This window comes from Novosphingobium sp. BL-S-20 (assembly GCF_055521635.1).
The window spans coordinates 1,092,455-1,106,987 of the sequence record NZ_CM145493.1; the positions used below are offsets into that span (position 1 = coordinate 1,092,455).

Annotated in this window: 12 protein-coding genes; 2 read left to right on the forward strand and 10 right to left on the reverse strand. The window is 65.4% G+C overall.

Annotated elements, in window-relative coordinates; genetic code table 11:
• Positions 1-193: 193 nt before the first annotated feature.
• From ACZ1II_RS04715 to ACZ1II_RS04760, 10 genes are all read right to left on the reverse strand, one after another.
• Positions 194-1,315: an alpha-hydroxy acid oxidase gene (locus tag ACZ1II_RS04715; RefSeq protein ID WP_465143261.1), complete on the reverse strand. Its 1,122-nt coding sequence runs from the start codon at positions 1,313-1,315 to the stop codon at positions 194-196.
• A complete protein-coding gene (locus ACZ1II_RS04720) occupies positions 1,312-1,992 on the reverse strand; it encodes a Fe2+-dependent dioxygenase (RefSeq protein ID WP_465143262.1) in 681 nt (226 codons plus the stop codon). Before ACZ1II_RS04720 ends, ACZ1II_RS04715 begins: the two co-directional genes overlap by 4 nt.
• A gap of 111 nt (positions 1,993-2,103) precedes the next feature.
• Positions 2,104-4,449 carry a TonB-dependent receptor gene (locus ACZ1II_RS04725; RefSeq protein ID WP_465143263.1) on the reverse strand — a complete coding sequence of 782 codons (2,346 nt, stop codon included), beginning with the start codon at positions 4,447-4,449 and terminating at the stop codon, positions 2,104-2,106.
• 152 nt (positions 4,450-4,601) lie between these two features.
• Positions 4,602-5,483 (reverse strand): FAD:protein FMN transferase, encoded by an 882-nt coding sequence (locus tag ACZ1II_RS04730; protein WP_465143264.1) that lies wholly within the window; start codon positions 5,481-5,483, stop codon positions 4,602-4,604.
• A gap of 98 nt (positions 5,484-5,581) precedes the next feature.
• Positions 5,582-6,466 (reverse strand): DUF4198 domain-containing protein, encoded by an 885-nt coding sequence (locus ACZ1II_RS04735; protein WP_465143265.1) that lies wholly within the window; start codon positions 6,464-6,466, stop codon positions 5,582-5,584.
• 40 nt (positions 6,467-6,506) lie between these two features.
• Complete coding sequence (locus ACZ1II_RS04740) at positions 6,507-7,010, reverse strand: DUF2271 domain-containing protein (protein ID WP_465143266.1); 504 nt, start codon at positions 7,008-7,010, stop codon at positions 6,507-6,509.
• 15 nt (positions 7,011-7,025) lie between these two features.
• Positions 7,026-7,700 carry a PepSY-associated TM helix domain-containing protein gene (locus ACZ1II_RS04745; protein ID WP_465144531.1) on the reverse strand — a complete coding sequence of 225 codons (675 nt, stop codon included), beginning with the start codon at positions 7,698-7,700 and terminating at the stop codon, positions 7,026-7,028.
• Between the two features lie 316 nt (positions 7,701-8,016).
• Entirely contained in the window at positions 8,017-9,525 is a 1,509-nt protein-coding gene (locus ACZ1II_RS04750; protein WP_465143267.1) for a glycoside hydrolase family 27 protein, read from the reverse strand.
• Between the two features lie 71 nt (positions 9,526-9,596).
• Positions 9,597-11,015, reverse strand: a complete 1,419-nt coding sequence (locus ACZ1II_RS04755; RefSeq protein WP_465143268.1) for an amino acid permease — start codon at positions 11,013-11,015, stop codon at positions 9,597-9,599.
• 20 nt (positions 11,016-11,035) lie between these two features.
• Complete coding sequence (locus tag ACZ1II_RS04760; RefSeq protein ID WP_465143269.1) at positions 11,036-11,692, reverse strand: GntR family transcriptional regulator; 657 nt, start codon at positions 11,690-11,692, stop codon at positions 11,036-11,038.
• 263 nt (positions 11,693-11,955) lie between these two features.
• On the opposite strand from ACZ1II_RS04760, the gene ACZ1II_RS04765 reads away from it, so the two are divergent.
• Positions 11,956-13,176, forward strand: a complete 1,221-nt coding sequence (locus ACZ1II_RS04765; RefSeq protein ID WP_465143270.1) for an NAD(P)/FAD-dependent oxidoreductase — start codon at positions 11,956-11,958, stop codon at positions 13,174-13,176.
• Positions 13,173-14,381, forward strand: coding sequence for a M24 family metallopeptidase (locus ACZ1II_RS04770; RefSeq protein ID WP_465143271.1), 1,209 nt, complete (start codon positions 13,173-13,175; stop codon positions 14,379-14,381). Before ACZ1II_RS04765 ends, ACZ1II_RS04770 begins: the two co-directional genes overlap by 4 nt.
• Positions 14,382-14,533 lie beyond the last annotated feature (152 nt).

Consider the following 14,533-nt stretch of genomic DNA (forward strand, 5'->3'; position numbering starts at 1 on the left):
GAATCGCACCACTTTGTAAATCCCTCATCTTGTTTTGTTGCTGCCATGACAAAGTTCGCGCCCTTTGAGGCGTCATAATTTGTATTAATTGGTGACAGCTTCGCGTCATTGTTGCTTGGCCTGGTCGGCTAACAAATGAACGATGCAATTCCAGAGATTTACCGAAGATGAGCGATCCGCAATTGTCGCGGTATCAATAGAGATCGGTCAGCCGCTCGCGCGTGATATCGGCTGGGGTCGCGCATCCGAGTTGCGCCATGGCTGCCTCGAGTTCGGTGCGCAGCAGGTGGATCGCATGGGCCACGCCCGGCATTCCGGCGACGGCGAGGGCATGCATCTGCGGACGGCCGATCAGCACCGAGCTTGCCCCGAGCGCGAGCGCCTTGACCACGTCGGTGCCGGAGCGGAACCCGCCGTCCATGAGGAGCGGAACGCGCCCGCCGGTCGCCTCGACCACTTCTTCGAGCACGTAGAGCACGCTAGGCAAGCCGTCGAGCACGCGGCCGCCGTGGTTGGAGACGATGAGACCGTCCGCGCCGAGATTGACGGCGCGCGCGGCATCCTCGCCGAGCACCATACCCTTGACGAGGATCGGCAGGGCCGTGACCTGCCGGAGCCAGGCGAGGTCCTCCCAGCGCGGGGCCGTATCGGCAAGAGGGGTGCCGAACAGGATACGTCCGCCCGGCGTCGCGGTCTGGCGTGGCAGCGGCATTCCGGCGAGGTTCGCCGCGCCGACGCCGGGCGGCAGCGTCATGCCCGAGAGCTTGATGGCGGCGTCGATGGTGAACACGATCGCTTCGTAGCCTGCCGCCTCGGCGCGGCGGATGAGAGCGAGGCTATGCTGCCGGTCGGGCTGGAGATAGAGCTGAAACCACAGGGGTGCGGCAGGCTTGCCGAGTTCGCGGGCGAAGGCGCGGGCGGCCTCGGCGATATCCTCCAGGGTCACGCTCGACAGGGTGCTGACGATCGTGCCGGTGTCGAGGGCAGTGGCGGCGCGCACGCTCGCCAGTTCGCCATCGGGATGGGCAAGGCGCTGGTAGGCAATCGGCGCGAGCATCAGCGGGGCGGCGTGGGTGCGTCCGAACAGCTCGGTCGCGGTGCTGCCGCCGCGGAGGTCGGCCATGGCGCGTGGGCGGAATCCACGGCGCGCGAACGCCTCGCGGTTGGCGCGCAGGGTCTGTCCGATGCCTGAGCCTTCCTCGATGTGGTGCCAGGCCTCGGCGGTGAGATGGGCGGGGGCGCGCCTTTCGTAGTCGGCTAGGCTGCGCAAGTCCGGCGGGATTTGCGTCAGCGCGGGAAGCGGTAGGTCGCTCACGTCACCGACCATTGGCGCAGCAGGTTGTGGTAGACCTGCGTGAGCGTGTCGACCGAAGGGTGCTCGGGATGGTCGCCCGCCACCCCCTGGATCGCGCCGTCGAGTTCGAGAAGCAGGCGGCGGCGTTCGGGTGCGGCGACGAAGCTCTGGGTCCAGAAGAACGAGACGAAGCGGGTGCCGCGCGTCACCGGGGCGACGCGGTGCAGGCTGCTGCCGGGATAGACGATCAGGTGGCCCGCCGGGAGCTTGATCGTGTGCGTGCCGAACATGTCCTCGATCATCAGTTCGCCGCCGTCGTATTCGTCGGGGTCGCTGAGGAACAGGGTGCTCGAAATGTCGCTGCGCAAGTGTTCGCCGGTGCCGGGGATCGGGAAGATCGCATTGTCGACGTGATTGCCGTAGTGCCCGCGCCCGTCGTAGCGGCTGAAGCGGGGCTGGAGCACGCGTTGCGGCAGGGCGGCGGCGATGAACAGCGGGGTCTGCATGAGCCGGGCCAGCACGCGGTCTGCCAGTTGCTTCGCCAGCGGATGTTCGAGCGGAAGCTGCTCGTTCTCCTTGACCTGCGCGGCGCGGTGACCGGCGGTGGCGCGGCCGTCCGTCCAGTCAGCGCCTTCCAGCGCCCGGCGGAACTCGCGCACTTCGTCGGCGGAGAAAAGCTCGGGGATTTCGATGACCATGCGGCTTCTCTTGCCCATTAATCGGGTGCTGACAATGACCGCGATCAAGCAATTCTTCGAAATGGAACCCGGCGGATGCGCGATACGCACCCGCCGGGCCGTTGGGAGCTCTTACATCTTCGCGGTAATGGTCAGGACCGCCGATCGGGCATCGCCCGGCGTCGCCCAGCCGTTGTTGCGGATGCGCTGGAAATAGAGCTTGTTGCCGATGTTCTTGACGTTGATCTGCGCCGAGAGGTTCGGGGTGAACTCATAGGACAGGAAGCCCTGGTGGATCAGGTAGTCGTCCGAGCGATAGACGGTTGCCGCGGTTGCCGTCGGGGTGTTGAGCGCGAAGGAGCTCTGGTAGGTTGCGCCGTAACCGATCACGAGGCCGAACGGCAGGCGATAGGTGGTGAACAGGCTGCCCGAATGCTTGGGCGTCTGCGTCAGTTCCGATCCCGCCGCATAGTCGATCGCCGAGCCGTTCTGCGCCACCGAGCGGATCAGCTTGGTGTCGAGATAGGTATAGTTCGCCGTGATCGTCCAGTCCGGCGTGATCTTGCCCGATGCGCCGATCGCAATGCCGTCCACGCGCGACTTGCCGTCGAGCTGCTGGTCGGGGATCGCGGGATCGGCCGAGGCGACCGCATACTTGTTGCGCTCGTTGCGGAAGGCCGAAGCCGTCAGCAGCAGGTCGCCGTCGAACAGTTCAGCCTTGGCGCCGATCTCGTAGTTGCGGGCGGATTCGGGCGAGACGCTGCACGTCGTCGCGGTGGCGCCGTTGACGCCCGCGATCGTGCAGGAACCGTTGACCGAAGCCTTCGACGGGGTGCGCGAATTGCCATAGGCGGCATAGAGGCTGACCGCCTCGACCGGCTTGTAGACGATGCCGACACGGTAGGAGAACAGCGTGGCCTTGTTCTCGACCTTGGTGCCCGGCGTCACGTCGCCCAGCGTTGCGGGCGTCGCCGAGATCGCATCGTTGCGATAGGTGCCGGTATTGCGTTCGAGGCGCAGACCGGCGTTGAGTTCGAACTTGCCCAGCTTCATCGTGTCGAAGATGTAGCCGGCAACGTTGGTCTGCTCGCCCATCTGGTGCGCGGTGCGGATGAAGTTCAGCGCGCCGGTGTAGACGTTGCTGCCGTAGTTGAAGCCCGCAGGACCGGTGATGACCGCATTGGGGTTGTCGATGTTCATCAGCGGATAGGCGGTGTAATAGGCCGTGCCGTCTGCGTTGCGCAGCGAGCTGCCCGAGAAGAGATCGTACTTTTCCCAGGTTGCGGCAGCGCCCACGTCGATCGTGTGCTCGATTGCGCCGGTGTTGAACTTCGCCGTCAGGTCGACCTGATCGAACAGCAGCTGGTTGCGGCTGTCACGGGTGTTTCCGCGCGGACCGGAGGGGAGGTAGTAGCCTGCCGGAACCGTTGCCGGGCAGGTCGCCCCCGCAGGCGTCACTCCGTTTGCCAGGCACCAGGTGCCCTGCGGCGGGTTGACCAGCGAGAACTGCGTCACGTCCTGCCAGCGTCCCAGGTTGCGGATAGACACGGTGTCGCTGAAGTCGTGCTCGAAGGTCGCGGTGAACTGGTCGACGTTGACCTTCTGCTTGTCGACGTTGCGATAGCCGAAGTAGTCGCTGCGGTGCACGCCGGGGATGCGGCCGGAATTCGTGGCGGTCTGGAAATAGGGCAGGCCGTACTGCGGGACGTTGTCGTCCTCCTGGTGGAGGTACTGGAGCGTCAGGCGTGTCGGGCTGTCGATGCCGATGGTGAGTGACGGAGCGACACCCCAGCGCCGGTTGTCCTCGACATCGCGGCCGGGCACGTCGTTGCGGTGCCACATGGCGTTCAGGCGGAAGGCGACGAGATCGTTCACCCGCTTGTTGAAGTCGACGGTGCCGCGATAGTAATTGTCGGTGCCGATCCCGGCGGTGGCGACGTAGGCGTCGTCCGACTTCGGGCGCTTGGTGACGAGATTGATGTTGCCGCCGACTGAACCGGCGCCCGAAATCACCGAATTGGCGCCGTTCGTGACTTCGATCTGTTCGAGATTGAACGGGTCGCTGCGGGTGTACTGGGCGCTGTCGCGAACGCCGTCGACAGTGATGTCGTTGTTGGCGCTGTAGCCGCGGAAATTGATGCTGTCTCCATAGCCGCCGCCGCCTTCGCCTGCGCCGAAGGTGATACCCGGCACGGTCGAGAGCACGTCGCGCAGGGTCAGCAGGTTCTGCTGCTCGATCACTTCATTGGACAGGACGGTGATGGTCTGCGGCGTGTCCAGAACCGGACGGGTACGCTTGGGCGATTCCAGCTTGCGTCCCGGCTGCTCGTCGATTGCGGTATCGCTGACGGTGACGCCGCCGAGCACCCGCTGGCCGTCGGCCTGCTGCGCATGGGCGACCGGCGCGATGGCCGGGGCTATGCACGACAGCGCGAGAAACGTGCGGCGTGCAGCCGCGGACGAAGGCTTGAACGACATATTTACCCTCATGTTTTGGAAACCTGTTGCGGCTCCGATAATGAGAGTCATTCGCATTCGCAATATGCTTTGTTGCAAATGTATCGCTTTTGTTGCAAAGTCCTTCGAAAGCAGCAGCTTGGCAGGAATGACTGTGGCTGGCGGGCCACGACTTATGGTTCGAAGATCAGCTTCTGAAGGGCAGGACTGATCCATTCCTCAATGCTTTCATCGCTTCGGGAGAGCGCGCGGACGGCCAGGTTCTTACGGATTGCAAGAGCGTGCATTGTGGCGGGGGGCAGGACAGAAAGCGCGGTGGCCCAGGCATCCGCGAGCATGGCGGAGCGATGGATGACGCTTACGGCCATCGCATGTTCCACCGGCACGGCGCTGCGCGGATCGATCGTATGGCGGCCGCGCACATAATCGCCCGAGGTCGCGACCGCGAGTTGGTGCAGCGCGATACGCAGCGGCGGCACGTCGCCGGTCGGATTTTCGAGATCGACCCACCAGGGATCGCCGTCCGGCCTAAGTCCGTGACCGACGAGTTCTCCGCCGATCTCGACGAGGAAGTGATGGCAGCCCCGTTTGTGCAGAAGTGCAGCGAGGGCATCGACGGCATGGCCTTTGGCGATGCCGGAAAGGTCCAGGCGCAGGCCGCCTGGCTGGCGCAGGCGGCTGTTTTCGTGATCGTAGGTCAGCCGCTGCCAGCCTGAATTGGCGTGGGCTTCGGCAAGCGCGTCCGGCGTCGGCGGGGCCTCCACCGCTCTCGGACCATACCCCCAGAGGTCGACCACCCCGCCGATCGCCGGATCGAAGGCGCCATCGGTCATTTCTGCAATGGCCATGGCGGCACTCATCACGCCCGCGAAATCGGGCGGGAGAAAGGTCCATTCACCGGCCGGTGCGTCGTTGAACCGGCCAAGCACGGAATCCGCGCGCCAGTGGCTCATCTGCGCGAGAATGTCTTCGAGCCGGGCCTCGATCGCCTCGACCGTTGCGACCCGGTCGAAAGGCTCGGGCACGGCAAGGCGCAGGCGCCATGTCGTGCCCATCGTTTCTCCCCCTAGATCGATGACCGGAGCGTCCTGCCGCCAGTCGGCAAGGGCGCCCGGATCGATTTCGAGGGGGATTGCCAGTCGCGGGCCGCCGGTCAGGGCGCGACCACTTCGACAGTGGCGGTATAGGTCATGCGACGCTCGGTCGCGCGCTTTTCGCTGGGCTTGTTGTCGCTGGCGCTGGCGTTGATCCAGTACATTCCGGCGACCGGCCACTTGATATGGAGTACGCCATCGGTGCCGGTGGTCAGTTCCTGCGCCTCTTCGGCCTCGCGGTACTTCTTGCTGCCGGGAACGACCGTGACTTTCACTCCGGCGGCAGGCTTGCCGTCGATCAGGAAGCGGAACTGCCCCTCTTCATTCGAGACGAGTTCGTCGGGGTGGGTGATCGGATCGATTTCGAGGCCCTTTCCGGTCGGCGCGAACACGGTCTTGGTGGGCGCATCGGCGGTCACGTAGATGTAATTGCCGGAGATCGATTCCACGAGCTTCACGTCGGTAGCATTGGCCGGAATGTCCGCCACGGTCGCGACGCTCCGGGCCGGAGCGCCGCCCGGACCTCCAGGCCCGCCGGGGCCTCCGGCACCGGGAGCACCCATCGGACGACCGCGACCGCCGAGGCGCCAGGTCTCGCCGTCCACCTTGAAGCTGCCCATGATCCCCGAGCGCTGGGTGCCGATCTTCCAGGTGCCGGGCTTGTCGATCTTCACGTCGAAGGTCGAGCGATAGCGGCCGGTGGCGGGGTTTTCGAGCTTGCCCGGGCTGCCGTCGGGCGTCCAGACGGTGACCTGCTCGGGGTTCATCGGGAAGTGGTCGGGATAGAACAGGTCGTTCGAGATGGCCGCGTCGACAGTCACGTATTCGCTGGTTCCCGCGAGCGTCGTGGTCGAAGGCAGCAGCCACGCACGGTGCGCAGAGGCAGGCGAGGCAAGGGCGGCAGCCACGGCGGCCGAGGCGATCAGGATGGAACTGTAACGCATGTGATGTCCCCAAAAATCGTGAAAATGCGTGAGAGCGAGGTCAGCGGATGGTGACGGCGCCCAGTTCGGAAGTGCCTGCGGCTGAAGCGCTCTTCTTGACCGGAACGGTGATCGGAACCGAGACCAGTTCGCGGCCGCCGGTTTCGCGCGCGGCTTCCACCTTGAACACATACTGTCCGGCCGGAAGATTGGCAGGCAGCGCGATCTGATAGGTGCCCGGCGCGCGGGTGGCGCCGCTGAGACCGTCGGCAGGCAGGTTCATCGAGCGACCGCCCTTGCGCCACCAGGAGCGCAAGTCCGCCAGCCACTTGGTGCCCGGTTCGCGGCCAGCCTTCTTGACGTCGTACCATACGAAGACGGTGCGGGCCGGACCGCCCGCAGCGGGTTCCAGCCAGCCGACGACGTAGGGGCGATGGTATTCCGCGACGTTGATGCGCGGGATCGTCACGCTCACGGTGGCCGCTGCCGCCGGAGCGGCGATGGTTCCGGCCGCAACGAGTGGGGCCAGAAGCGGAAGCGCGGGCAGTGCCTTCGATGTCGTCATCGGTGCCTTCTTGTCTCAGTGGATGAATATCAGGGCGATCGCCAGCGGGATCAGCAGGCTCAGCCCCACCAGCGGCCAGGTCGAGGGCCGGTGCTTGGCGTGAAGCTGGAGCAGGAACAGGCCGGTCACGGTGAAGATGACGCAGGCTGCCGCAAAGAGATCGATGAACCAGAACCACACGGAGCCGGTGTTGCGGCCCTTGTGGAGGTCGTTGAGATAGGAAATCGTGCCGCGCTTGGTGACTTCGGCGGAGACCGCGCCGTTCGAGCGGTCGATGCTGACCCAGGCGTCGCGGCCCGGACCGGGCATGGCGACATAGACTTCGTCATCGGCAGACCAGTCGGCGGCGAAGCCGGAGGGATCGAGCGGCACAGTGGCCGCGACGGCCTTGGCCACATCGGCGGGAAGGGGCGCGGTGCTGTCCCCCGTGGGCGGCAATTGGCGCAGCAGGCCGGGGGCGATCTTGCCCTGGCTCTGCACGACGTTCGGTTCGGCGCCGATCGAGGCGGCGTGATTGAGCGTAATGCCGGTAATCGCGAAAAGGAACATCCCCGCCAGCGAAACTGCCGCGCTCACCCAGTGCCAAGTGTGGAGTTGCTTCAGCCAGAAGGCACGGGCCTTCTTGTTCTTTTTCTTTGCAGGCGCCTTACGGGAGGGTGCCGGAGCCGCCTTGCGGACGGGTGGATCGATGCGCGCCGTCGCAGGCGCATGCGCCCTGCCATCCAGCACATCGAGACTGTCTCCACTGCCGCTCAACTTGCACGTTTCCCTTGAATAACGGGAAGCACGCCTATCGATGCGAAATCGAGTCCCGGCCCCCAATGGGGCAGCCATTACGGGAAGTGCGAATGCCTCGCAATAACAAATATGGATAAGGCTTATCAGCAATCGTGTGGCTGACGAATGCCGCCGGGATCGGGCAGGCCGAAACCCGGCGGCAGGTCTACCGGCGCGCGTCAGATGGAAATGTCTTGCGCGCCGGCAGTTGGGACTTCGCTATGCAGGGTCAGCCGCCGACCGTGAGCATGACAGCACCGCGGGCAGGAACGGTGTAGCTGGCGGGCAATCCGGCCGAACGGGCGCCGCTCCACAGGTCTTCGACTTGCGAGACCGAGGCAAGGCCCGCGTCGCTCGGAGTCAGCGCCAGCGAAGCCGCCGCATCGCCGCGGTTGAACAGGGCCAAGGCGACGCGGCCGTCGGCCAGCGGCTTGGTCCAGACTTCCATCGTGCCGATCTTCCGCACGGCCTTGCCCTGTACGCCCTTCGCGTCCTGATCGACGGCGATGACGCGCTTGTTGGTGAGCATCGCCAGCGTCGTGGCATCGGTTTCGCGAAGGTCGTGGCCCATCATCAGCGGCGCGGCGGACATGGCCCAGAGCGTCATATGGGTGCGGTATTCGTCCGCGCTCATGCCGCCGTTGCCGACTTCCAGCATGTCCGGGTCGTTCCAGCCATGGGGACCGGCCCAGTCGGGATTGCCGTTCTTGTCGAAGCCGATCTTCGCCATCGTCGGATAGTCATCGGTGATGTCGCCGGTCGTGCGCCAGAGCTGGCCGCCGACGTCGCGGCCCCAGCTGCCCACATCGAAGCGGCCGTATTCGCAGAGGGAATAGATGAACTCGCGCCCGGTTGCCTGAAGCGCGGCGCCCATCTCGTAGTAGCTGCGCTTCACGGTATCGGCGTCGGCATAGAACCATTCGCCCGAGCAGAGGTCGTACTTCAGATAGTCGAAGCCCCATGCGGCATAGGTCTTCGCATCCTGGGCGACATGGCCGTAGCTGCCCTCGTAACCGGCGCAAGTGCGCGGCCCCTGCGAGGAATAGATGCCGATCTTGAGCCCCTTGGAGTGGACGTAGTCGGTCAGCGCCTTCATGTCCGGGAACTTCTCGTTGGGCTGGAGCACGCCGTTCGCGTCGCGCTTGCCCTGCCATCCGTCGTCGATGTTGATGTAGAGATAGCCCGCATCGCGCAGCCCGGTCGAAACCATGGCGTCGGCCTGTGCGCGGATGGTCTTGTCGTCGATGTGTTCAGCGAACTTGTTCCAGCTGCTCCAGCCCATCGGCGGCGTGGCGGCGATCCTGTTGGGGATCGGCGCGCCGAGCGGGGCGAGGGGCGAGAACTGGAAGGCGCGTGCCTTGGCGTCGGCGGCCTTGCCCTTGCGGCCCTTGCTATCGACCTCGGATTCCCAGATCCGACCCTTGAGGTGGGCTTGCCCACCTTTGAGCGCGACGCTCCAGGGGCGGGTGAGGTGTTCCTTGTCGTTGAGGTTGCGGGCCTCGAACTTGAGTTCGCCGTTCTCGATGCGAGGATTCATCATCTCAACCGGCCCGTACCACTTGGTGGTGACGGTTCCGGCGATCTTGCCGCCCTTCGAGGTGACTTCCATCATCGTCACGCCGGGCGTCGGCGGGGTATCGTCGAACAGCCAAACGCCGTCGTAAGCAGTCTTGGCATGGGCGGCGGGCGAGAGGGCGGTGCCGAGCAGGGCGGCAGCCAGAACGAGGGCGCGTTTCATCGCGGTCTCCTTGGACCTTGGGGCGTATAGTTGAGAACGTTTCTAGGTTTGCCGGATAAGGCCGAGCGGTGTCAGGCTGCCGCGGTGGCCTCGCGTCCCGCTTCGCTGCGGGTGCGGCCGTAGAGGAAGTAGACCAGCAGGCCGATCACGTTCCAGGCGCCGAAGCGGACCAGCGTGCTCTCGGGCAGGCTGAACAGCAGGTAGGCGCAGCCCAGGATCGTCAGGGTGCCGACAAGGAAGGGCTTAGGGCACTTGAACAGACGCGGCAACTCCGGCGCGCGGCGGCGCAGGATCATCAGGCAGGCGCCGACCGAGATGAAGGCGATCAGGGTACCGGCATTGGCGAGTTCCGCGATCTCGTCGAGACGGAAGATACCGGCGACGACGGCGATAGACACGCCGGTCATCAGGGTGATGCGGGTGGGCGCGCCGGTGCGGGGGCTGATCTTGGCGAGGCTGCGCGGCAGCAGGCCGTCGCGGGCCATGACGAAGAACACGCGGCTCTGGCCGTACATCATGACGAGGATGACCGAAGGCAGGGCGAGCACGGCGGCGAAGGCGATCAGGTGCGCGGCGACCGGCTGGCCGAGCTGGCGCAGCACGAGGGCGAGCGGTTCGGGCGAGTTGGCAAGCTGCTGGAAGGGCAGGGCGCCGATCGCGGTGATCGCCACCGCCATGTAGATCGCGGTGCAGACGACCATCGATCCGACGATGCCGATTGTGAGGTCGCGGCCCGGATTCTTGGCTTCCTCGGCCGACGTGGCGACCGCGTCGAAGCCGTAGAAGGCGAAGAAGACGATGGCGGCAGCGGCCATGACCCCGCGCTTCTGGCCCTCGATCTCGGTGCTGGCGAAGCCGTAGGGCATGAAGGGTTCGAGATTGCCGCCATGGAAGGCGGGCAGGGCCATGATGACGAAGATCGACAGGGCGACGAGCTTGATGATCACGAGCACGATGTTCAGCGTCGCGCTTTCGCGGGTGCCCGCGATCAGCATGCCCATGACTGCCAGCGCCACGAGCACGGCAGGCAGGTTGACGATGCCGCCGCCGTGGGGGCCGACCAGCAACATATGGGGAAGGTGAATTCCCGCCGACTCTATCCAGCCGACAAGGTATCCCGACCAGCCGACCGCCACGGTAGAGCAGGCCAGCGAATATTCGAGGATCAGGCTCCAGCCGACGATCCATGCGATCGTCTCGCCCATGGCGGCATAGGAGAAGGTATAGGCGCTGCCGGCGGCGGGGATCATCGTCGCCATTTCGGCATAGGCGAGCGCCGCGCAGGCGCAGACCGCACCGGCGATGGCGAAGGCGAGGATCACGGCCGGGCCGGCGCGCTCGGCGCCGACGCCGGTGAGGGTGTAGATGCCGGTGCCGACGATGGCGCCGACGCCGAGGGCAATCAGGTGCGGCCAGCTCAGGGTCTTGGCCAGGGAATGCCCGGATTCGCGTTGTGAGAGTCTTTCTATGGATTTACGCGGTCCGAGCATGGGTCCCCCTGATTATGGTCTCAGCCTGTCTGGCTGGCGGTAAAATGAGCGCGCAAGTCGTCTAGCGTGCTGGCGATGTGCTGCGTGAGCAGGCTCTGGACTTTGGCCGCATCTCCGGCGAGCCAGGTGTCGAGCAGTTCACGGTGTTCGGTATGGGCGCGGTCGCCGCGGCCTGCCGGTTCGAGGTGGGCGATGACGTAGCGTTCGGCGAGCACTTCGAGGCGCTCGACGAGCTGCGTGGTCAGCAGGCGCTTGCCGGGGCGTACCAGCGCGACGTGATATTCGCGGTTGCGCACGGCGACATCGCTGAGATTGTCCTTCGCCGCGGCGTCCAGCACTTCGAAAGCCTGGACGGCAGCCTTGTGGTCGTCCTCGTTGGCCACGGTGCAGGCATAGGCGACGGCAGCCGGTTCGATGGCGAGGCGCAGGAGGTAGATTTCCTCGGCCTGGTCGCTCGACATCGGCCGGACGAACCAGCCGCGATTGGCCTGGCTGGTCAGCAGGCCTTCATGTTCGAGCCGCGCGAGAGCCTCGCGCAGCGGGATCTTGCTGACGCCGAGTTCGGCTGCCAGTGCATCCTGCCTGACCGGCTCCATGACGGGGAGCTTGCCTTCGACGATCCTTTCGCGGATCACGTCGAAAATGCGTTCAGCAAGAGTGCGGACGACGATTGTCACCAGTGGGTCTCCATACAAGTCTCGAAAACGTGATACGCTTCCGATCTAACGTATACGGTAGATGATCCCCCTGGGCGCTGCAATCCGACCTTTTCGTATAGTGACCGTGCTTCTGCCGATCGCAATCGCTTGCCGCCGGGGCGAACCCGTGCAGTGACAAAGCGGTGGATCGATACGTTCATGCGCGGTGCAAAGCCTTGTGCGAACGGGCGGTGATTGATATATGGTATACGATATAGTCTGACTAATGCAACGGAGTTTTTGTGGGGTCCATTGGAATTGTCGGCGGCGGAGTGGTTGGTCTCTGCGCTGGCATCGAATTGCTCGAAGCGGGGCATCAGGTCGCGATCGTCGATGACGATGCCGAAGGTGCGGCGGCGTCCTGGGGCAATGCGGGCCATATCGCGGTGGAGCAGGTGGAGCCGCTCGCCTCGATGAGCATGGTCCGCAGCCTGCCGCAGCGTCTGTTCCTGCGCGGCGGACCGCTGGGTTTCCCGCCTTCGGCGATGGCCGAATGGGTGCCGTTCGGGCTGCGCCTGCTGGCCGCGGCTCGCCCGGCCCGGTTCCGCAAAGGCTGCGAGGCTCTGGCACCGTTGCTGGCGGGTTCGATGCCCGCGTGGACCTCTCTCACCGAGCGGATCGGAGCGCCGGAACTGGTCAGGCAGAACGGCCACTTCGTACTCTGGCATGGTGAGCGGGCCGCGCGCGAGGGCCGCGCCGGATGGCTGTCTTCCGAAACCGGCAGCGCCCAAGTTCATGACGTAACCGATGCCGAGCGGGAAGTCCTGTCCGGTCTCGGCGACCGGCCGGTGGCAGGGGCGATCCGGTTTTCGGGCAGCGGCCAGATTGCCGATCTCGGAGAATTGCGGCAGGCGCTGCGCCAGGCGTTCCGGCAGCGCGGGGGCGCTCTGGTGGCGCAGCGCGGCGAGCTGCGGATGGCCGGAAACCGCGTCGAGATCGGCGGTGTCGATGCCGAACAGGTGCTTGTCTGCGCCGGGGTTCGCTCGCGCGAATTGATGGAGCATCTCGGCCACAAGGTGCCGATGATCGCCGAGCGCGGCTATCACGTCCGCGCCGATGCCAGCCATTGGCCCGCCGATCTGCCGCCGGTCGTCTTCGAGGAACGCTCGATGATCGTCACCCGCTATCGCCATGCGGTGCAGGCGGCGAGCTTCGTGGAACTCGGCAAGGTCGATGCCCCCGCCGATCCGCGCAAGTGGGAGCGACTGGAGCGCCATGTCGCGGAACTGGGCCTGCCGATCACCGGGCCGTTCAAGCGCTGGATGGGCTGCCGCCCGACCCTGCCGGACTATCTTCCGGCAATAGGCCGCTCGACGAAGGCGGCCAATCTCTACTATGCCTTCGGGCATCAACATCTCGGGCTTACTCTCGCGCCGATCACGGCGCGACTGGTCACGGCGATGGTCGCGGGCGGGCAGCCGGAACTGCCGCTCTCGCCCTTCGATATCCAGCGTTTCGCATGAAGGAATACAAAGACATGATTGGCGGATCGACCGCAGAGATCGAACTGGCGCGCCTCGAACCCTGGGCCGACCGCGCCCCGGCCATCGCGGTGGCGGAGCGCGAGGCACGAATGACGCGCGCGCAGGAACTGACTGACCGGCTCGGCGCCGACGCCCTGCTGGTGAACGCCGGGGCTTCGCTGCGCTACTTCTCGGGCCTGCCCTGGGGGCAGACCGAGCGCCTCGTCGCGATGCTGCTCGTGCCCGGCCGCAAGCCGGTCATGATCTGCCCGCATTTCGAGATCGGCACGCTGGAGGCCGACCTTGCGATCCCGGTAGACATTCGCTCGTGGCAGGAAGACCAGGACCCGGTTGCGCTGGTCCTGCAGGTTCTGGCCGAAACGGGCGTGAAGACGCTGGCGATCGATCCCGAACTGCCCTTCCACTTCGCCGAGCGCGTGCGGCAGGGCGGCTCGGCTGCGCTGGTCGATGCGATGCCGGTGATCAAGCAGTGCCGCATGGTCAAGTCGGCGGCCGAACTGGCGCTGATGCAGCAGGCCAAGAACATGACGCTGCTGGTCCATCAGGCCGCCGCGCGCATCCTGCGCCCCGGCATTCGCCAGAGCGAGGTGGTCCACTTCATCGATGCCGCGCACCGTAAGCTCGGCGCAAGTGGGTCGAGCTTCTGCATCGTCCAGTTCGGCGAGGCGACCGCCTATCCCCACGGCCTTCCCGGCGACCGTGAACTGAAGGAAGGCCAGCTCGTGCTCGTCGACACCGGCTGCACGATCCAGGGCTATCACTCGGACATTACACGCACTTATGCCTTTGGCGAAGTATCGCAGGACATCCGCCGCATCTGGGATATCGAGAAGGAGGCGCAGCAGGCCGCCTTCGACGCCTGCCGTCCTGGCGAGCCTTGCGAGGCGGTCGATTACGCCGCCCGTGTGGTGCTCGACAAGGCCGGGCTGGGGCCGGACTACAACCTGCCGGGCCTGCCGCATCGTACCGGCCACGGCATCGGCCTGTCGATCCACGAACCGGCCTATCTCGTGCGCGGCGACAAGACCCCGCTGGAGCCGGGCATGTGCTTCTCGAACGAACCGATGATCGTCGTGCCCCAGCAGTTCGGCGTGCGTCTGGAAGACCACATGTTCGTGACCGAGATCGGCGCACAGTGGTTCACCAACCCGCAAGTCTCGATCGACCGTCCTTTCGCGGCTTGATCCTGTGAAGGTCCGGCATCGGCGTTTGAACTGATGCCGGACCTCGCGAGCGTCATGGATCGCCGCGCCTGTTAGCCTGCCCAGTTGATTTTGGTTAATCGGGTAACCTTGTTGAAGGCAATCTTGTGCCATAGGTCGCGGCGCAATGGTCT